General features: G+C 67.9%; 14 protein-coding genes. 10 read left to right on the top strand and 4 right to left on the bottom strand.

What is annotated here, in order from left to right; all coding sequences use genetic code 11:
- Positions 1 to 31: 31 nt before the first annotated feature.
- The 5 genes from O7623_RS18080 (at position 32) to O7623_RS18060 (ending at position 11,180) form a co-directional block, all read left to right on the top strand.
- Positions 32 to 6,838 carry a polymorphic toxin-type HINT domain-containing protein gene (locus O7623_RS18080; protein WP_282224207.1) on the top strand — a complete coding sequence of 2,269 codons (6,807 nt, stop codon included), beginning with the start codon at positions 32 to 34 and terminating at the stop codon, positions 6,836 to 6,838.
- Between the two features lie 900 nt (positions 6,839 to 7,738).
- On the top strand, positions 7,739 to 7,906 hold the full coding sequence (locus O7623_RS18075) for a hypothetical protein (RefSeq protein WP_282224206.1): 168 nt from the start codon (positions 7,739 to 7,741) through the stop codon (positions 7,904 to 7,906).
- 214 nt (positions 7,907 to 8,120) lie between these two features.
- The gene (locus O7623_RS18070) at positions 8,121 to 8,903 is read left to right on the top strand and encodes a transposase family protein (protein ID WP_282224205.1); all 783 of its coding nucleotides are present in this window, start codon (positions 8,121 to 8,123) and stop codon (positions 8,901 to 8,903) included.
- Between the two features lie 148 nt (positions 8,904 to 9,051).
- Positions 9,052 to 10,292 (top strand): IS3 family transposase gene (locus O7623_RS18065; protein ID WP_282224204.1). Its coding sequence is split into 2 segments (ribosomal slippage): positions 9,052 to 9,337 and positions 9,337 to 10,292, totalling 1,242 coding nucleotides; the frame shifts between segments, so codons are not numbered across the junction.
- 24 nt (positions 10,293 to 10,316) lie between these two features.
- Positions 10,317 to 11,180 carry an IS110 family transposase gene (locus tag O7623_RS18060; protein ID WP_282224203.1) on the top strand — a complete coding sequence of 288 codons (864 nt, stop codon included), beginning with the start codon at positions 10,317 to 10,319 and terminating at the stop codon, positions 11,178 to 11,180.
- A 190-nt stretch (positions 11,181 to 11,370) separates the two neighbouring features.
- On the opposite strand, the gene O7623_RS18055 is transcribed toward O7623_RS18060, so the two are convergent.
- Complete coding sequence (locus tag O7623_RS18055) at positions 11,371 to 11,856, bottom strand: MarR family transcriptional regulator (protein ID WP_282224202.1); 486 nt, start codon at positions 11,854 to 11,856, stop codon at positions 11,371 to 11,373.
- 117 nt (positions 11,857 to 11,973) lie between these two features.
- Between O7623_RS18055 and O7623_RS18050 the strand changes: the two genes are divergently transcribed.
- The 3 genes from O7623_RS18050 to O7623_RS18040 all read left to right on the top strand — a co-directional run bounded on the left by O7623_RS18050 (position 11,974) and on the right by O7623_RS18040 (position 14,136).
- The gene (locus O7623_RS18050) at positions 11,974 to 12,348 is read left to right on the top strand and encodes a DoxX family protein (RefSeq protein WP_282224201.1); all 375 of its coding nucleotides are present in this window, start codon (positions 11,974 to 11,976) and stop codon (positions 12,346 to 12,348) included.
- Between the two features lie 128 nt (positions 12,349 to 12,476).
- Complete coding sequence (locus O7623_RS18045; protein ID WP_282224200.1) at positions 12,477 to 13,547, top strand: alkene reductase; 1,071 nt, start codon at positions 12,477 to 12,479, stop codon at positions 13,545 to 13,547.
- Positions 13,548 to 13,602: 55 nt separating this feature from the next.
- Positions 13,603 to 14,136, top strand: a complete 534-nt coding sequence (locus O7623_RS18040) for a hypothetical protein (protein WP_282224199.1) — start codon at positions 13,603 to 13,605, stop codon at positions 14,134 to 14,136.
- Positions 14,137 to 14,222: 86 nt separating this feature from the next.
- On the opposite strand, the gene O7623_RS18035 is transcribed toward O7623_RS18040, so the two are convergent.
- The 3 genes from O7623_RS18035 to O7623_RS18025 all read right to left on the bottom strand — a co-directional run bounded on the left by O7623_RS18035 (position 14,223) and on the right by O7623_RS18025 (position 17,380).
- A complete protein-coding gene (locus O7623_RS18035) occupies positions 14,223 to 15,356 on the bottom strand; it encodes a cellulose binding domain-containing protein (protein WP_282224198.1) in 1,134 nt (377 codons plus the stop codon).
- 225 nt (positions 15,357 to 15,581) lie between these two features.
- Entirely contained in the window at positions 15,582 to 16,079 is a 498-nt protein-coding gene (locus tag O7623_RS18030; RefSeq protein WP_282224197.1) for a hypothetical protein, read from the bottom strand.
- Between the two features lie 1,061 nt (positions 16,080 to 17,140).
- Entirely contained in the window at positions 17,141 to 17,380 is a 240-nt protein-coding gene (locus O7623_RS18025; RefSeq protein WP_282224196.1) for a winged helix-turn-helix domain-containing protein, read from the bottom strand.
- Between the two features lie 402 nt (positions 17,381 to 17,782).
- Between O7623_RS18025 and O7623_RS18020 the strand changes: the two genes are divergently transcribed.
- The gene (locus tag O7623_RS18020; RefSeq protein WP_282224195.1) at positions 17,783 to 18,112 is read left to right on the top strand and encodes a DivIVA domain-containing protein; all 330 of its coding nucleotides are present in this window, start codon (positions 17,783 to 17,785) and stop codon (positions 18,110 to 18,112) included.
- Positions 18,109 to 19,731 (top strand): hypothetical protein, encoded by a 1,623-nt coding sequence (locus O7623_RS18015; protein WP_282224194.1) that lies wholly within the window; start codon positions 18,109 to 18,111, stop codon positions 19,729 to 19,731. Before O7623_RS18020 ends, O7623_RS18015 begins: the two co-directional genes overlap by 4 nt.
- The last annotated feature ends 199 nt before the right edge of the window (positions 19,732 to 19,930 follow it).

Below are 19,930 nucleotides of genomic sequence, written 5' to 3'. Positions count from 1 at the left end.
GTCCCCGCCTCGTCTGCCCTCTGGAGTGGTGATGAGTTCCCGGATTCTGGTTGCGACCCCGACCCGCCGTCGACGGCTGACCGTCGGCGTCACCTGGGCGACGGCGGTCGTTGTCGCCGCCGGTCTGCTCCAGGGGGTGGAGAGCCCGGCCCGAGCCGAGCCTGCCTCCAAAGCTCCGGCCGTCCAGCAGCAGGACGAGCCGGCCCCGGACCGCCCGGCGGCACCGGTGCCGCCCCGCGAGCCCAACCCAGTGGTGCAGGCGGCGCTGCGTACCGCACCGGAGGTTGCCTGGCCGGCGGCCGGGACGGTGGAGGTACCGGTGACGCCGGTGGCCAGCCCGGCAGGTGCCGCGGGCCGGGCGGCCGGCACCGCACCGCCGAGCAAGGTGCGGGTGCAGACCCTCGACCGCGCGGTGTCGACGAAAGCGAAGGTCGACGGGCCGGTCACCCGGATCGGCCGGGCCGCTGGCGAGACCGGTGCGGGCACCGTACGGCTGGCGTTGAGCTACGCCGGGATCGCCGACGCGTACGGCGGAGACTTCGGTGCCCGGTTGCGTCTGGTCCGGTTGCCCGAGTGCGCGTTGACGACGCCGGACGCGCCGGCGTGCGCGCCGGAGCCGGTGCCGGCGGTCAACAACACGGAAGCGGACACCCTCACCGCCACGATCGACGTCGGTGCCGGCACCGCGTTGTTCGCGATGGTCGCCTCGGAGGCTTCCGCGCAGGGCAGCTTCGGCGCGACCGAGTTCGCGCCGTCGTCGAAGTGGAACGTGTCGCCGTCGTCGGGTGCGTTCAACTGGTCGTACCCGATGCGGGTGCCGCCGGTGCCAGGCGGGCTGGCCCCGTCGGTGGTGCTCGGATACAACTCGCAGGCCACCGACGGCCGGACCGCGACCACCAACAACCAGGGCTCCTGGCTGGGTGAGGGCTTCAGCTACGAGCCCGGGTACGTGGAACGCCGCTACAACACCTGCCTCGACGACGGCCGCGACGGCATGGGCGACCTGTGCTGGGCGTTCGACAACGCCGTCCTGATGCTCAACGGCCGGTCCAGCACCCTGGTGCGTACCGGAGACACCTGGCGGTTCGCCAACGACGACGGGTCGAAGATCGAACGGTCCGACGGCCCGGTCGACGGCGCCGTCAACGGTGACAACGATGGTGAGTTCTGGAAGGTCACCACGATCGACGGCACCGAGCACTACTTCGGGCTGAACCGGCTGTACGGCTGGGCGTCCGGCAACGCCGAAACCAACTCGGTGTGGACGGTGCCGGTCTTCGGCGACGACGTCAACGAACCGTGTTACAACACCACCCTGGCGAACGCCTGGTGCCACCAGGCGTGGCGGTGGAACCTCGACTACGTCAAGGACCGGCACGGCAACGTCACCTCCTACTTCTACGAGCGGGAGACGAACCACTACGCCCTGCGGGCACAGACCAGCGTCAACGGCACCGCGTACCACCGGGGTGGCTGGCTCAAGCGGATCGACTACGGCCAGCGGCACAACGCGGTCTACTCCACCCCGGCGGCGGCCCGGGTGGTCTTCACCGACGCCGAACGGTGCATCCCGGATGGCAGCATCACCTGCGCACCGGGTCAGCTCAACAACACCACCGCGAACGCCTGGCCGGACGTGCCGTGGGATCGCAACTGCGCCGCCGGCACGCACTGCACGGTCAGCCAGTCGTCGCCCAGCTTCTGGACCCGTAAGCGGGTCAGCCAGATCACCACCGAGATCCGTACCGCCAGTGGTTGGACGCCGGTCGACTCGTGGAACCTGACCCACCTGTTCACCAACAACTCCGACGGCAGCCGCTCACTGTGGCTGCACAAGATCGACCACCAGGGCCGGTACGGTGGCGGCACGCCGTTGACCGTGCCATCGGTCGAGCTTGGCGCACTGCAACTGGCCAACCGGATCGACATCCCCAACGACAACATCGCCCCGCTGATCCGGCCCCGACTCACCACCGTCTACACCGACTCCGGCGGGCAGGTCGACGTCACGTACGAAACCCCGGACTGCTCGGCGAACTCGCTGCCGACCGCCGGCAACAGCACCCGTCGCTGCTATCCGGTGAAATGGTCACCCGGTGGCGAGGCAAACCCGATCACCGACTGGTTCCACAAGTACGTCGTCAAGTCGGTCACCGAATCGGACCGGACGAACGTCGAGCCCGGCACCGCCCTGGCCCCGGACATGGTGACCAGCTACGAGTACCTGGGTGACGCGGCCTGGCGGCACGCCGACGCTGACGGCATCGGTGACACCAAGTTCCTCACCTGGAACCAGTGGCGCGGCTACGAGAAGGTCCGGGTGCGGCGCGGCAACGGTGTCACCTTTACCACCCGCACCGAGCACACCTACCTGCGCGGCATGCACGGCGACAAGCACCCGGCCGGTGGCACCCGCACGGTCACCCGTACCGATTCGGTCGGCACCTCCTACACCGACCACGACGAACTCGCCGGCTTCGAGATCGAGACCGCCGTCTACGACGGCTCCCAGGTCAGCAGCAAGTCGGTGACCAGCCCGTGGCGGTACGAGACCGCCAGTCACACCCGGCCGGGCGGCACCGACCGGGCGTTCTTCGTCAAACCGCAGGTGAGCAGGGGCTTCACCGCGCTGGCCGCCGGCGGTTGGCGGGAAACCAGATCGGTCACCACCTACGACCCGGCGTCGGGCAGCTACACCGACCCGGTCGGCCGGGTGACGCAGGTCGAGGATCTCGGCGACGTCAGCACGCCCGCCGACGACCGGTGCACCCGGACCACCTACGCCGACAACCACAACCTGCGGCTGCGGACCCTGGTCGCCCGGGAGGAGACCGTCTCGGTCGCCTGCTCGGTCGCCAACCCCAACCGGGCCACCCAACTGCTGACTGACAACCGGACCTCGTACGACGGACTGGCGTACGGTGCGACGCCGACCAAGGGCAACGCCACCCGGATCGAGAAGCTCGGCAGCCACACCGGTTCCGCCGCCAGCTATGTCACGGTCGGCGAAGGCACCTTCGACGAGTACGGTCGGCCGCTGACGGCCCAGGACGGCTCCGGCGCGGTCACCAACATCGCATACACCGAGACCAATGGTCTGACCACCCGCAAAATGGAGACCGGGCCACAGATCCGGGTCGGCACCGCCGACACCCGGTTCATCGCGACCACCGACTACCACCCGGCGTGGGGGCAGCCGGTCACCCAGATCGACTGGAACGGCAAGCGCACCGACGTCGACTACGACAAGCTGGGCCGCACCGTCCGGGTCTGGCTGCCGGACAAGACCAAGGCGAGTTTCCCCAACGAGCCAAGTGTCCGCTACACCTACCATAACCAGGACAACGCGCCGGTTTCGGTGAAGAAAGAGCAGATCGTCAACGGCGTATCGAACGCCGAATACACCATCTACGACGGGTTCCTGCGTCCTCGGCAGATCCAGGTGCCCGGGCCGGACAGTGGACGGCTCGTCTCGGAGACTTTCTACACCGCCACGGGGAAGGTGGCGAAGTTCAACGACAAGTTCCATGCCGCCGGCGCACCGTCGGGCACGCTGTTGAAGACGGTCAACGGCGACGTCGACCTGCAGACGGTGTACGAGTACGACGGCCTCGACCGGGTCAAGCACACCATCACCCAGGTGGCCGGCCAGGAGAAGTGGCGGACGGTCACCACGTACGGCGGTGACCGCGTCAATGTCGACCCGCCGACCGGCGGCACCCCGACCACCACCGTCACCGACGCCCGCGGTCAGGTCGTCGAGTTGAAGCAGTACCACGGTGCCGGGCCGAGCGGCGGTCACGACAGCACCACCTACACCTACACCCCGGCCGGTCAGCAGGCCAGCGTCACCGACCCGGCCGGCAACGTGTGGACCTACGAGTACGACCAGCGGGGCCGCAAGATCGAAGCGGTCGACCCGGACAGCGGGACCAGCACCTTCACCTACAACGACTACGATCAGCTGACCTCGACCACGGACGGCCGCGGCGTCACGCTGAGCCACACCTACGATGTGCTCGGCCGCAAGACCGGGACATACGAGGGTTCGGTCGCGACCGGGACCAAGCTGGCCGAGTGGGGCTACGACACCATCGCGAAGGGGCAGCTCTACTTCGCCACCCGTATCGTCGATGGTGGCCACAAATACCACACCATCTACCCCGCTAGAGATGCGTTATATCGGGTGCAGGAGGTTCGCTACTCGATCCCGGAAGCAGACACGCACGCCGAACTCGCCGGAACCTATCGATTCTTTACCCAGTACAACCAAGACGGCACGGTGCAGAGCACGAGCTTCCCGGCGAGCGGCGGGCTCCCGGGCGAGGGCATCGTGTACACGTACGACGATCTGCAGCGGGTAACGAAGATCGGCAACTCGTCGTCCACGTATCTCAGCCGGGCCGAGTATGCGCAGACCGGCGAGCTGCTGCAGGCAGAGTCGAGCGTCGGCAGCCGCAAGGTCTACGGCACCTACTTCTACGAGGAGGGCACCAAGCGGCTGACCCGGTCGATGCTGAGCCGTCAGGCGTTCGCGGGCGAGAACCCGATGGTGCCGACCAGCGACATCGACCAGCACTACGAGTACGACGCTATCGGTAACGTGCTGTGGATCGCTGACCGGCCGGGCACCGGTGTCCGGGACATCCAGTGCTTCCAGTACGACTACCTGCGGCGGATGACGCGGGCCTGGAGCACGGCGACGACCGCGAGTGATCCGTGTGCGGGTGGTCCGGGCACCAGCGGGGTGGGCGGTCCGGCACCGTACCACCATTCTTACGAGTACGACCTGGCCGGTAACCGGTTGAGCGAGACGATCCACGCCGCTGGCGGGGCGGACGAGGTGGAGCGGACGTATTCGTATCCGCAGCCGGGTCAGGCGCAGCCGCACACGTTGTCGCAGGTGGTCGAGGAGACCTCGGCCGGTAACCGGTTGTACTCGTACGAGTACGACGCGGCGGGTAATACGACGAAGCGGGTCCGGGTTGGCGAGGAGCAGGACCTGGTCTGGAACGCCGAGGGCCGGCTGGAGTCGGTGACCGAGGACGGGAAGACCACCAGTTTCGTGTACGACGCCGATGGTGGTCGGTTGGTCCGGAAGGATTCGGATTCGATCACGGTGTATCTGCCGAACATGGAGTTGAAGCTGAACCGCTCCAACTCGGTGGTCGACGGGACGCGCTACTACCCGGTCGGCGGTCAGTTGACGGTGGTGCGGACTGTCGCTGGTGTGCAGGTGCAGGCTGCGGATCATCACGGTTCCGGGCAGGCTGCGGTGGACGGGGCGTCGGGGCAGATCACGCATCGTCGGATGGCGCCGTTCGGTACTGCGCGGGGCAGCCAGCCGGGGGTTGGTCAGTGGTTGGGTGAGAAGGGTTTCGTCGGTGGTACGCAGGATGTGTCGACGGGGTTGACGCATCTGGGTGCGCGGGAGTATGACCCGCAGACTGGTCGGTTCATTTCGGTGGATCCGATCATTGATGTGGGCGATCCGCAGCAGATGCATGGTTATGCGTACGCGAACAATTCGCCGGTGTCGTTTACGGATCCGGATGGTTTGCGGCCGTTGGCGACGGGTGGTGGTGCGGAGGAGGACGCGTACTGGCAGGACGTTGGTCAGCGGTTGGTGTATAGCCCGTCGTCGGCGGGTGGGTGGACGGTGGTGCCGAGGCCGTCGCGTCCGTCGGTGCCGCCGGAGGTTGCTCAGGCGCGTCGGGATGTGCAGGAGGCGAAGCAGATCGTCGTCGCGGTGGCGATGGAGCTTGGCAAGATCCTGATGGATGAGTTGGGGATCACCGACGCGGTCGACTGTTTCATCAAGGGCGACATGGGCGCTTGTGCGATGACGGCCTTGAACGTGGTCTTGACCGCGGTGGGTGGCGCTGCTGGAAAGCTGCTTCTTCGGTACGGTTCGAGGCCATGGAAGCTGAAGGAAATCGGTGAGCGATTGTGGAACCTGGGCGGGAAGCTCAAGGACGCTGTCGGAACCTTCTTCAGCAGTCGAAAGAAGCTCGACGACTTGGGAACGTGTGCGACGAGCAGCTTCGTGCCAGGCACCCTGGTGCTCCTCGCTGACGGATCGACTAAACCGATCGAGAAACTCGACGTCGGTGACCTAGTGGTGGCCACCGACCCAGAAACCGGCGAGACCGCTGCCAAGGCGACCGTCGCCACTATCACCAGCCACGGACAGAAGAACCTGGTCGAGATTACCGTCGACACAGATGGCAACCGAGGTGACGCCGAAGGGGTCCTGGTCGCCACCGACACTCACCCGTTCTGGGTGCCGGAGGAAGGCGAGTGGCTCGACGCCGCAGAGTTGACAGCCGGCCAGTGGCTGCAAACCTCCGCCGGCATCTTCGTCCAGGTCACTGCAATCCGCCAGTGGACCGACACCCGTACGGTCCACAACCTCACCATCGACGACATCCACACTTATTATGTGTCGGCTGGTCCTGCGGTGGTGCTGGTTCACAATTGTCCACGGTCAGTGCCGATTCTGAATGCGGCTGAACAGGCAACTCTTGAGCGAATGAATAAAATATTCCCCGGAGAAGATATTCGCGGAATCAACGCGCCTGACGGGGACTTTATCGATGGTAATGGTGTGAAATACGATGCAATGGGTGCGCCTGGTGCCTTCGCGAACTGGGATAGGCAGCGAACTCGGTTTCTTGCTCAGATTCCGAGGCATGCGTACAAGTCAGATTTTGCGGTCGTGGATCTGACGGGCGCGTCGCCTTCGCAGGTGAATGATGTGATGGGGTACTATAGTGGCCTGGATCGATCAATCCAGGTTCGAGTAATGATTATCAACGGCACCGATATTCTGAATTGATGAGGTTGCAGTGTCGGCAATGGTTGCTTTTGAAGATGGAGAGGTTTTCCTCAGGAGTGTTACATTTGGTGTGCTAATGGATAACCTTCTTTCTGTCGTCAGTAACCCTGCTGACCGTCAGGTCGTTGCGGATGCGATTGATCTAAACTGCTTGTGGATCGATGAGGTGGACCTGGGCCGCCGGCTTGAGCTGGTTGCCGCTCTGCGTCGTTCGGTCGACAAATTCATTGCGGGTCGACTTGCGGTCCGACCCGACGATGTTGCTCTTGGGCAGTTACGTGAACTGGCATCCGAATTGCGACGACGGTATCGATGAGAAGTCAGATCAGAATGTTTTCGCAAGCTTCAGTGAGAACTGGGATTGCGTAGATTTCCGTGTTTGACCTGGGTGTGGTCCGCAGGGCTATTGCGTTGTTGGGTAACTGCTGGTCACGGCGGTGATCAGGTCGTGTGATCGGCGGTTGGCGTGGCGGGTTGCCCTCGCGATGTTGGTCGCTCCGGTGGTGCGGCGCCAGCCGATCGCGGTGTTACGCAACGTCGCGAGAACGGTGGGCCTGTTACGGTCCGGGCCTGGTGGAGGTCTTCACGGAACGTCACGTCTCGTACGTGATGGAGTCTGTTCTCGATGTGCCAGTGCCGGCGTATCCAGCTCTGCAGTTCACGGGGCAAGGCTTCACCGGCGGGCAGCGACACGGTCAGGTAGGCCGTCTCCCTGCTGGTCCTACCAGCGACGATGCGAGTCCGGATGACACGCACGGCCTGCCGGGCGTGTGGGAAGGCGATACCACCGGGGTGGCGACGGTGACGGCTTTGACGGTGCGGGTCTCTTCGCGGCCGTGACCACGGTGTGTTCCGCACCGGGTTTGATGGAGACATCGAAACCTGGGAGGAACACCAGCGATGCCCGCACCGAAGAAGTACTCCGACGAGCTGCGTGAGCGTCCCGACTTGGGTCATTTAGTGCGTACGACGATCAGCGCAGTGTTTCCGCTGGTGGTCGCGGTGTCGCACGTTGAGCGCCCCAACCGAAGGGACAACTTCGTTCTGGATAGCGGCGCGTCGGCTTGACGGATACTCGACATCCGCTCGCGTGGACCCTGGTCCACGCCTCGCGGTCGGGACTCTGGGCTCTTCGGTCTCGGTTGTCCATCTATATTGAGCCTTTTCCAAGCTGATCTTGCAGGTCAGGGCGGGCGCAGCAAGCCAGGAGAGCGATGAGGGCGAGGCTCCAGGTAAGACAGCAGTCGACCAAGATCCGATGCCCCGACCGGGAGCCTCGCCCGTGCTGTCTTACCCCTCCACGATCCCGCTGTCCAGCCGCACCCTCAACCACCTCACCGACCTCATCCGAGCCCACCGCAACCAGCATCGATCCCGATGGCGGCGCCTCGACCCCGGCCGCCAGGCACTACTCGCCCTGGCCCACCTACACAACGGCGACACCTACACCCGGCTCGCCGCCGGGTTCGCCATCGGCGTCGCCACCGCCTGGCGGTACGTGCAGGAAGCGATCGCCCTGCTCGCCGCGGTCGCCGAGGACCTGGCCACGGCGATGCGCCGCATCCGACACCTGGCGTACACGATCCTCGACGGCACGCTGATCCCGATCGACCGCGTGGCGGACCAGAAGCCGTACTACTCCGGCAAACACCGGCGCCACGGCGTGAACGTGCAGGTCATCGCCGACCCCGCCGGCCGGCTCGTCTGGGCCTCCCGGACACTGCCGGGCTCGGCGCACGACCTCACCGCCGCCCGTGTCCACGGCATCACCCACGCGCTGACCAGCGCCCAGGTGATGACCTTCGCCGACAAGGGCTACCAGGGCGCCCGAGGCACCGTCCGCACCCCGTTCAAGCGCCACCGCTCCCGGCCGAAGCTGTCACGCCGCCAGAAGACGATCAACCGGGCACACGCGAAGATCCGAGCACACGGCGAACGGGCCATCGCCACGCTCAAGACCTGGAAGATCCTGACCAAGCTGCGCTGCAGCCCACACCGCGCCACCGCGATCGTGCAGGCCATCCTCGTCCTGCACCACGTCGAAGCCAACCGCTACACAGGATGAAAATGGCTCATTGGATGGTCTCGCCCTCCCGGGAAGGCGTGAGAAAATACCCAAAAAGGACCTTTTGGTGAGGCCGTGGCGCCGGTTAGTGCGCAAATTCCGGCGGCATCGCGAGCAACGCAGCAGGTCGCAGCGCTGAGATCGGAAGATGATCATTAACGTGACCCAAGTCGGGTCCGACGAGCTGCGTGAGCGTGCGACCCGGTTGGCCCTCGACGCGCGCCGGGACCCGACGTCCGCTGTCGGCGCGATCCGGCGGATCGCCGATCAACTCGGGGTGCATCCCGAGGCGTTGCGGGTCTGGGTGAAGAAGGCCGAGGTCGACGCCGGTGACCGTCCGGGCACCACCAGCGGCGACGCCGACCGCATCGCCGCGCTGGAACGGGAGGTCCGTGAGCTGCGGCGGGCGAACCAGATCCTGAAATCCGCCGCGAGTTTCTTCGCGGCGGAGCTGGACCGTCCGTCGCGATGAGAGCGGAGTTCGTCGACTCCCAGAAGGCCGAACACGGTGTCCAGCCGGTCCTGCGGGCGCTTGAAGACACGCCAGCCGAGATCGCACCATCGACCTACTACGCCACGAAAACCCGCCCCGCCTCGGCCCGATCGAGACGTGACGACGAGCTCACCGCGATGATCGCCCAGGTCCACGCGGCCAACTACGGCGTCTACGGGGCCCGCAAGATCTGGCACGAGCTGCACCGCCAAGGCGTCGACGTGGCCCGGTGCACGGTCGAGCGGCTGATGCGCGCCGCCGGACTGCGTGGGCTGCTACGCGACAGGTCACCGCGCACGACCCGGCCCGCCGCCGAGACCAGCCGGCCCGCTGACCTGGTCAACCGCGACTTCACCGCGGTGCGGCCGAACCAGCTGTGGGTCGCCGACCTGACCTACGTGCGCACCAGCGTGGGCTGGGTGTACGCCGCGTTCGTCCTCGACGTGTACTCCCGGATGATCGTCGGCTGGCAGGTCTCGACGTCGCTGTACACGGATCTGGCGCTCGACGCGCTGAAGATGGCGATCTGGCGCCGCGAGAACCAGGGCGCTGACCTGGGCGGACTCGTCCATCACTCCGACCGGGGAGTCCAATATCGAGCGATTCGCTACACCCAACGCCTCGCCGAGGCCGGCGCCGTCACCTCCGTTGGATCCAAAGGGGACTCGTACGACAACGCCATGGCCGAGGCGTTCAACTCCCTGTACAAGGCCGAACTCGTCCGCAACACCGGTCCGTGGCGCGGACTCGACGACCTGGAGATGGCCACCGTCGAGTACATCGACTGGTACAACAACCGACGGCTCCACGGCGAGCTCGGACACGTCCCGCCCGCCGAGTACGAAGCACTACACGCGATGACCCAACCGGTCACCGCACCCCTGAAAACCAGCTAACCAACTCTCCATCAAACCCGGGGCTTGACACTGCGTGACCTGACCCGCCGCCGCACCGAGCTGACCGTGGCCCGTGGGCAGGAGATCCAGCGGTTGGAGAAGGAACTGGAGGACACCGGGATGAAGCTGACCAGTGTCATCACCAACGTGGTCGGTACGACCGGACGGGCCATCATCGACGCGCTCGTCGCCGGCGAACGCGATCCGCAGGTGCTGGCCGGACTCGCTGTCGGCCGGGCACGGAAGAAGACCCTCGACCTGGTCGCCGCCCTGGATGGCACGTTCACCGACCACCACGGCTGGATGTGTCGGCACTACCTGGACCGGATCGATCACCTCGACCGGCTCGTCGGGCAGTTGGACCAGCGGATCGCCGACCTGACCGCCGGCCACGACGACGACATCGACAACCTCGACTCCCTGCCCGGTGTGGGCCGCCGCGCTGCGGAGGTGATCCTCGCCGAGACCGGCGGCGACATGACCCGGTTCGCCACCGCCGGGCATCTGGCCTCGTGGATCGGTGTCTGTCCCGGGATGAACGAGTCAGCCGGGGTCACCATGTCGGGCAGGACCCGCAGCGGCAACGCCAACCTCAAACGCATCCTCGGCGTCGCGGCCCTCGCCGCCCTGCGCGACAGGAACTCCTACTACGGGGTGTACTACCGGCGGATCGCCGCCCGCCGTGGCGGGAAGAAGGCACTCGTCGCCGTCATGCACAAGCTGGCCATCGCGATCTGGCACGTCCTACACGACAAGACCACCTTCACCGACCTCGGAGCCGACTACTTCACCAAGCGTGACCCCGAACGCGCCATGAAACGGATGATCCGCGAGGCCAACAGCCTCGGGCTGACCGTCCGCTTCGACCCGCTCCCACAAGCCAGCTGACCCGAACAGGTCCGCGCCCAGTCACCGAGATTTTCGTGTCAGACCTGTATGCGGGAGCTGCGGACGAAACCATGATTGCCCGGATGGCTGGAAGGGCGGGTGGCCCGATCGGGTGACCGTCCACTGAGCGCGGCCTGCGTACCCGGGACAGGGCGGGCGGACCGCGCTCAGCGCTCAGTGCGGGCCGTGCTCAGCGCAGGCAGGAGTCGTCGGGGTCGATGGTGGTGGTGATGCGTCGGCCGATGTCGCGCAGCTGCCGGGACTGTGCCTTGGTGATCGGGTCGAAGACGAGGCGGCGTACCTCGGCGACGTGTCCGGGCGCGGTGGCGACCAGCTTGTCCCACCCGGCGTCGGTCAGCGTCGCGAGCGTGTAGCGGCCGTCGGTCGGGTCCGGTGCGCGGCTGACCCAGCCGCGTTTCTCCAGCCGGGTGACGACCTGTGACAGCCGCGACAGCGACCCGTCGGCGATCATGGCGAGCCGGCTCATCCGCATGGTGCGCTCGGGTGTCTCGGACAGCGCGGCCATCACCTGGTACTCGAAGTGGCTGATCCCGGCGTCGCGCTGCAGCTGCCGGTCGAGGGCGCCCGGCAGCCTGGCCAGTACGCCGACGAGGGCGAACCAGGTCTCCAGTTCCTCCTTGTCGAGCCAGTGCGGCTGCTCGGTCGGGGTGGCCATGTCGTCGAGTCTAGCTTCAAGCGTCAAGTGATCACGAGAGCTGCGTCACTTGACGCTTGAAGTCATCGCGGGCTAGCCTCGCTTCAAGCTTAAAGTGTGACGACATCGGAGACAGATATGAACATCGTTCTGTGGGTGCTCGCCGGCCTGCTCGCCGCAGCGTTCCTCGGCGCCGGACTGATGAAGGTCAGCCAACCGAGGGAGAAGCTCGTCGAGAAGGGCATGGGCTTCGCCGCCGACTTCCCCATGGGCCTGGTACGGACCATCGGCGCGCTGGAGATCCTCGCGGCGATCGGCCTGATCCTGCCGGCGGTCACCGGCATCGCCCCGATCTTCGTCCCGCTGGCCGCACTCGGCCTGGTCGCGATGATGATCGGCGCCGCGATCGTGCACATCCAGCGCAAGGAGTACCCGGCCATCGTGCCCAACCTGGTCCTCCTGGCCATGGCCGCCGTCGTCGCCTGGGGCCGCTTCGGCCCGTACGCCTTCTGACCCGCCACCGCCACGACCGACCGCCACCGCCACCACGACCACCTGCCGCCACCACGACCACCTGCCGCCGCCACGACCACCTGCCACCGCCACGACCGGCCGCCACCACCACCTGGGGAGACCTGACCATGCCTGACCTGTTCGAGCCGGTGAACATCGGCAAGTGGACCCTGCCCAACCGGATCGTCATGGCACCGATGACCCGGACCCGGGCCACACCGGACGGGCTGCCGAACGAGCACGCCGCCACCTACTACCGGCAGCGGGCCACCGCCGGCCTGATCATCACCGAAGGCGTGCAGCCCAGCGCCGTCGGGCAGGGCTACCCGAACACCCCCGGTCTGCACACACCCGAGCAGGTCGACGGCTGGCGTGCGGTCGCCGACGCCGTACACGCCGCCGGTGGGCTGATCGTCGCCCAGCTGATGCACGCCGGCCGGATCGCCCACCCGGACAACAAGCACGGGCAGGAGACGGTCGCGCCCAGCGCCGTCGCCGCCGAGGGCACCATGGGCACGGCGAGCGGCAAACAGCCGTACCCGACGCCTCGGGCCTTGACCACCGACGAGCTGCCACAGGTGGTCGACGAGTTCCGCCGGGCGGCGCGGGCGGCCGTCGACGCCGGCCTCGACGGGGTCGAACTGCACGGCGCCAACGGCTACCTGCTGCACCAGTTTCTCGCCCCGACGACGAACCAGCGCACCGACGGCTACGGCGGTTCGCCGGCCGCGCGGGCCCGGTTCGTCGTCGAGGCGGTGACCGCCGCCGCCCAGGAGATCGGCCCGGAGCGGGTCGGCCTGCGGATCTCCCCGGCGAACGGGGCCAACGGCCTGGTCGAGGACGACCCGGCCGAGACCGCCGCCACCTACCGGGCGCTGGTCGACGCGATCGCCCCACTCGGCCTGGCGTTCCTGCACCTGTCGATCGACCCGGCAGACCCGCTGCTGGCGGACCTGTCGGCCCGCTTCGGTGGCCCGGTCATCGTCAACACCGGGTTCGCGTCGGTCACCGACCGGGACACCGCGCAGACCCTGGTACGCAGCGGAAAAGCGGCGGCGGTCGCGGTCGGTCGGCCGTTCATCGCCAACCCTGACCTGGTACGCCGGTGGCGCGAGTCGGCTCCGCTCAACGAGGTCGACCAGTCGACGGTGTACGGCGGCGGCGCACCCGGCTACATCGACTACCCGACACTGGGCTGAGGCAGCTGTCGCGTCGTCCTGTCGCATGCTGGTAGGTATGACTTCGACGGTAGGTATGGCTTCGACCTTGCTGCACCGCTGGCCGAGTCTGCTCGGCGTGGGGTGTGCCGTCCTGGTGTTGGCGACCGGGGCGCAGCGGGCGGTCCTGGCGATCGTGCTCGGTGTCGCGGCGTTCTGCTACCTCACCGCTGCCGCGACGGGGCGGCGCTGGATGGCCTGGGTCGGCGTCGGTGTCGGCTCGCTGGTGGTCGCCGCCAGCGAGGTGGCCGGCCTGCCGTGGTGGGCCGGCCTCGGCGTTGTCGCCGTGGCGTTGGTCGCGGCCGGGCTGCTCGCCGGGGTGCCACGGGTGCCGCTCACCGCGCAGACGCTCGCCCTGCTCGGCTACGGCGGGCTCGCGGTCGCCGCGGTGCTGGTCGCGCCGGCGGCAGGGATGGTGCTGGCCGGGTTGGCGCTGGCCGGGCACGGCATCTGGGACGTCGTGCACTACCGGCGGGACCGGGTGGTGCCCCGGTCGCTGGCCGAGTTCTGCGTCATGCTGGATGTCCCGCTGGGGCTCGGTTTCCTGCTCCTGGCCGCCGTCAGCGGGTAGCCGATCACGGCCACGACCCGGGGTGTGGTCGCCAGGTGTTGCGTCACCTCGACAGCGTGCCCACACCACCGGGTCGATGTCGACCGTCAGACCGCCGGGACGACGGTGACCTGGGCACTGCCCGGTAGGCAGGAGGTGTCGGCGGTCGCGGTGATCCGGGCCGTCGCACCTTCGCTGCCGACGGCGGCGGTGACGGTGACCTGGCGTTCCCGGGTGCCGGCCGGCAGCACCAGCGGCGACACGGTGATCCGGGGGTCACCGGTGACGGTCAGGGTCAGCCCGGCGGTGGCGGTGCAGGCGGCCAGGGTGAACACCATGGTCGTCGTGCCGCCGGCCGGCACCTGCACCTGTGATGGGCAGGCGACCACCATCAGCGCCGGTGGGATCGGCGCCGGGGTGAAGCCGACCTTCGGCGAGTCGGCGGTCGCCGCCGGTGCGACCGTGACGACCCGGGCGTAGGCGGTGTGCCGGGGGACGGTCGGCGAGCCGGTGCGCAGCGCCGGGTGGTCCGGTGGGACGTCGATGCCGTACGGGGCGCTGCTGTCGCTGCCGACCAGGATGTCGTTGATGTAGAACTCGACCCGGTCGATGGTCCCCACGTTGGTGGTGGCATCGGCGGTCATCCGGACCGCGCAGAGTCCGGCGACGTAGCTGCCGTCGAGCGGGCTGGTCAGTGTCACCTCGGGTGCCGGTTCCGGCCCGGTGCCGTCGCACGGGTCGCCGTTGATGGTGCATCCCGGGTCCTGCGGTCGGCCGCCGGTCCAGGCGCCGACGTACCCGATCTCGACCGACCGGCCGGCGGCGATGACGTTGTTCCACGTCGTCGGTGTGGCGGTGAGGGTCTTGCCCTCCAGCGTCCAGTTGGCGTTCCAGCCCTGCTGGACCGTTTCGCCGGCCGGCAGGGTCAGCACCAGCTTCCAACCGGTGACCGCCGTGGCACAGTTGTTGGTGATGGTGATGTCGCGGAAGACGCCGCCACTGTCCGGGCCGTTGTTCCAGTAGCTGCTCTCGATTGTCACCGTCAGGCATCCGGCGCTGCTGGTGGCGTCGGCGGTCGTGCCGGTCGCGTGCGCCGGGGCGCTGGTCGCCGCCGTACCGCTGGCGGCCAGGACCACGGCGGCGGCGACACCGGCGGCGGCCCGCCACCACGAGGTCCGTCGGGAGCTGCGGGGCACTTCATCGGTACGGGGGTGCGTCGGTGGGGTGAACGACAACGACATGGGGCTGGTCTCCTTCGATCCCAGGTACCCGTGCCGACCCGGCGGGCCGGCAGGACGGACGGTCCCACAGCTGTCCGCCGGCCCAGGCCACTGTAGGCACTCCCATCGTGGCATTAGTAACCGTCGATGCACAACGGGGTGTCGGCCCACCGCGTGTGGTGGGTGGGTCCGGACGAACCCGGACCCACCCACAAATGCAACCCGAGGTCAGTTCAGCTCAGGCGATCACCAGTCGCCGTTGATGGCCTTGGACACCGTTGTCTGGGTGCAGTACAGGTCGCCACCGGCGGACCGGTTCTGGTAGCACGTCTTCCAGTAGACGATGCCGTCCTCGCGCATGTCGTAGTTGCAGGACGCCCAGGTGCCGGCACCGTTGGAGTTGTAGCAGATGCCGGAGCGGCCGTAGTCGGTCCACCAGTAGGCGGCGCCCGACGCGCCGTCAGACGCGCCGTCGTACACGTAGAACCAGTCGCCGTAGTCCTCGAAGCACGCCTGGTTGCCGGTAGAGCCCTGTACCAGGCACCGCTCCCAGAGCAGTCCGACCTCGGTTGCGCGTTCCGGTGCGCTGGACTTCGCGCCGTACGTGATCGTGTCGACGCTGGCCGGGTCGACGGCGACGGTCGTCTCCGCCGTGCCCGACGGCGTCGCCGAAGCTGGAGCGGCCATGAACGCTGCGGCCGTGACTGCTGCGAACAGCACAGCCAGGCTGGTACGGATCTTCACTTGTGTTCCTACTTCCTCGTCGTGATCGTCGAATTTCTGCCGACACCTCGGTGCCCCCGAGGCAGAGTTCGTTCGTCAACGAACGGGAGGTACCCCGTTATTCACTTGTGGATCCACTTCAGGTATGGGCCCGGTAACCTGATGTTTCCCAACATACACAGCCTTCGCTACGTCCGCGCGCGCTCGTCGCCTTGGCGACACGACCACCAATCGAGGTGACGCTGACACACCCTACGAGCGCGCTTTGGCGTGCGTCAGCGTCACCTCGTGCGTGATCTCGGGTCGGTGCAGCGACCACCACCCCGTGTAGGGTCACCGAGCGTGACAAGTGGAGCCGTCAGGGTGCCCGGTGCGGGCCATGTGGCCCAACCGAGCGCTACGTAGGCCGACTCGCCAGTTGTGGTGCCTTCTCAAGGGCACTAACCTGCGTCTTCGTTGCCCAAGGCTCCGGCTTCGGCCGGGTGTCCGGACCCACCTCCGGGGTGTACAAGAGGGTACGAACGAGCACGGCCTGGCGGGGGGCGTGTTCCTGCCACAGGAGCAGGGCGTTCGTGTGGTCGACCAGCTCGCCACAGCTGAGGCGGACCCTCCGGGGCGGGGGGCAGTGGACGCGGTGGACGTGACGACCTTGGTGACCTTGCGGGCAGCGGCAGGGGTGGGCAAGAAGGATGCCTCGGTGAGCGCGTCGACCCTGATCGGGGTACGTCGACCTCAGGAGTGAGCTCGGCGGTCGAACAGCCGACACCAAGATCGCGACGATCTTGCGCTTATCGTGGACCGAATCCGACAAATCCTCGCGATAACTGCAAGATCGTCGAGATCGCAGGTGTCAGCCTCGCCTCGCGACGAACGCAGGTCAGCGTTGTCTGACTGAGCGTGGTGCTCAGGTCGCTGAGCGTGCAAAGTGGGGCTGTCGGGCGGGTGGAGGCACGGCAACCTTCTCGATGGATGTCGAGGTATGGCGATCGGATGCGTGTCTGCTGACGAGCCGTCGGCGTGTCAGTCGACGAGGCGCAGTGGATCATCAACTCGGCAATCCTCGCCGGTGACCGGTCGATGGTCTACGGCTTGCGCATCCACGTCGCCGGATCGGTGGCGAAGATTCCCTTGCCCTGGTGGCGACGGATCACCGCAAGGGCTTCGAGTCGGACGTTTACCAGCTGCATGGTGGACGAACTGACCGTGTAGATCTCGCAGAACTGGGCGATCGACGGCAACTTGCTGCCGGGCGGGTACTTACCTGAGCGGATGTCGGCCATGATCTTGTCGGCGACCCGCAGGTAATCGGGCTTGGCAGGCATGACGCTCCTGCATGTCGGGGCTCCTCGCGTGGCGACTCCAATTTGATCACAAGGAAGGTGCGCGAGCAATGGAACTTGAGTTACTTGGCTTCCTCATATAAGTTGCTTCCACGGGCGCTCCTCGCGTGGCAACGACGGAGTGCTCGTGCCCTGGTCGGGGCGGGGTGGTGGCTCGCGGCCTGCCCGCCCCGACCGCCCTACCCGAGTGAACCCCTGCGAAACCCGCAACCCGCGACACCCGTACCCAGGAAACCCACCAGAAGCCGCTCCGGGGTCGTACCCGCCGAATGAGGCTGCGACCGGCCGGAGCTGGGGCGACCCGTCGGCTACGAGCGCTCCCGTATACGCCTTCCCGGCCGGCGGGTCGCCCCATCCAACTCCTGACGAAGGGGAACCCCCGCGATGCGCAACCTTCTCCACCGGATCTTCAGTCGACCCCGCCGCCGCCTCCACCACGTCATCGAGCCGCAGCCGGCCGGGCGGCCCCGCAACGCCGGGGTGTTCCGCCGCCCGCCGCTGCGGCCCCGGATCTACCCCAGCCAGGTCCGCGACCGCCGGTTCCGCGAGGTCCGCCGTGGTCTCGACCCGGACGAGGTGTACGCCTTCCTGCACTACGTCGCCGAGGACCTGACCGCCCTGCGGGACGATCTGCGGCGCACCGACGACGAGAACCTGCGGATCAAGCGTGCGCTGCGCGAATGGCAGTCGGCCCAGACCCGGATGTACGCATGAGTGGCGGGCCGCGTACCCACATGGTGTTGACCGTCGCGAACCTGGACGCCGGCGTGGTCGCCTCGGCCAGCGTCGCCGTCGGCACCCACGCCGACTCCGGCGGTGGCTGGCGGCTGCCGCTGGCGCCGGTACGCGACGAACTCGCCGCTCAGGTCAAAGTGGACTGCTCGACGCTGCGGGAGCTGCGCCACCCGGCGTGGACGATCCTGCTCGGGCGGACCGTGGCGGCGGCGCCGGCCAGCGCCGACGACCGGCTCGGCCGGCTCTGCGCCCTCGCCGACCTGCTCTGCCTGGACCTGGTCGTCGAGGCCCGGTGGGGCGTGTACGCGGCCGGCCTGAACTGGGACATCCGGTTCGAGGTGCCCGGCGCGGCCGTTCCACGCGACCAGCGTGGGTACGCCGACAGCCTGCCCGCCGCGCTGGAGCGCACCAGCGTGCTGGACGCGCTGGCGGGGCTCGCCGAGCGGTCGTTGACCGCGCCGGCGTACTTCCTGCGGCCGCAGGCCCGTTCGACGCTGCCGCCCGAGGCGATCGACGCCGACCAGTTGGAACGCCGGATCATCCGGGACTGCGGCGACGGGCCGCCGACGACCGGGCCACCGACGACCGGGGCGCAGGCCATCTGGCGGGACCGCCGTTGGCGGCACACCTCGCTGCGGCGGATCCTCGGCCCCCGTCCGGCGATCCCGGAACGCGCGCCGCTGCTGTGCCGGGCTCAGCAGCCGTCGTCGCCACCGTGGTGGGGCGAGCCGATCCTCGGGGTGCCGTGCCTGGACTGTCACGCCACCGGTTGGCGGCACCCGGTGCTGACCTGCCGGCGCTGCGGCGGTCACGGGCGGCGGTACGCCGGTGCCGTCGTCACCGTCACCAATCTGCGGGACCGGGCGACCCACGTCGAGTGGCGGGCGTCGACCAGCGACCCAGACCCCGTCACCGCAGACAGTGTGGACCGGTGGCGGGACCAGCGGTTGCCGGAGCGGTTCCGGCTCGGTCGGTGGGCGGGGGTGTTCGGGGTACGGCCGGTGGACCTGCTGGATCTGACCCACGAGCGGGTGCTGTCGCTGTGGCTGCGTGACGGCATCGCGGCGCGCGACGGCAGCTCCGGCAGTTTCGGGCACCCGGTCCGGCGGTACGTTGCCGAGGCCGCCGCCGGCCGGCCCGGTGCCCGGCTGCTGGTGCACGCCACCGACTGGGCCGAGTTGCCGGCCTTCGACGCCGTCGCCGCGCTGGTCGTCGGGCTCGGTCTGGCGCTGCGGGTCACCGCCTGTGAACTGCCCCGCCAGGTCGACCAGCCGATGATGTCGTACGGCCTGTTCTGGTCGGTCGACGTGGTGCCGGCGGCGGTCCCGGTCGACGAGTCGGCCCCGCTGGAACGGCCGTTGGGCGCGAGTGTGCAGCAGGCGGTAGCGGACTGCCTGTACCGCCTGGATCTGCGTGCCGCCGAGTCGGTGCCGACCGATCGGGCGCAGCCGGTGCCGGTGCCGCAGCAGTTGGTGCCGCCGGTCGTGCCGGACCTCGTCGGGCGGCTCACCGCGCTGGCCGCCGACGCGGTCGGCCGGGTCGCGGCGGCGCATCTCGACCACGCTGGCTGCCGCTACTGGACCACCGCCGCCAGCTGACCGACGACCCGCTGACAGCGATCGTCAGCTGGCAGCGGTCCCGGTCGCCGTCACTCTCAGTTAGACAGTGGTGTACGCCACAATTTGCCGGCGCAACTATTGGCCGGGAGCGCTCCCACACTCCCTGGTAGACCGGTTTAGCCAGGTCGCGCCGAGGGTGAGCGACCCCCTACCCATCGACACCGAAGGGGTGGTGTTG

The sequence above is a fragment of the Solwaraspora sp. WMMD791 genome (assembly GCF_029581195.1).
GTDB lineage: Bacteria > Actinomycetota > Actinomycetes > Mycobacteriales > Micromonosporaceae > Micromonospora_E.
This window is presented reverse-complemented; position numbering and strand designations above follow the sequence as displayed.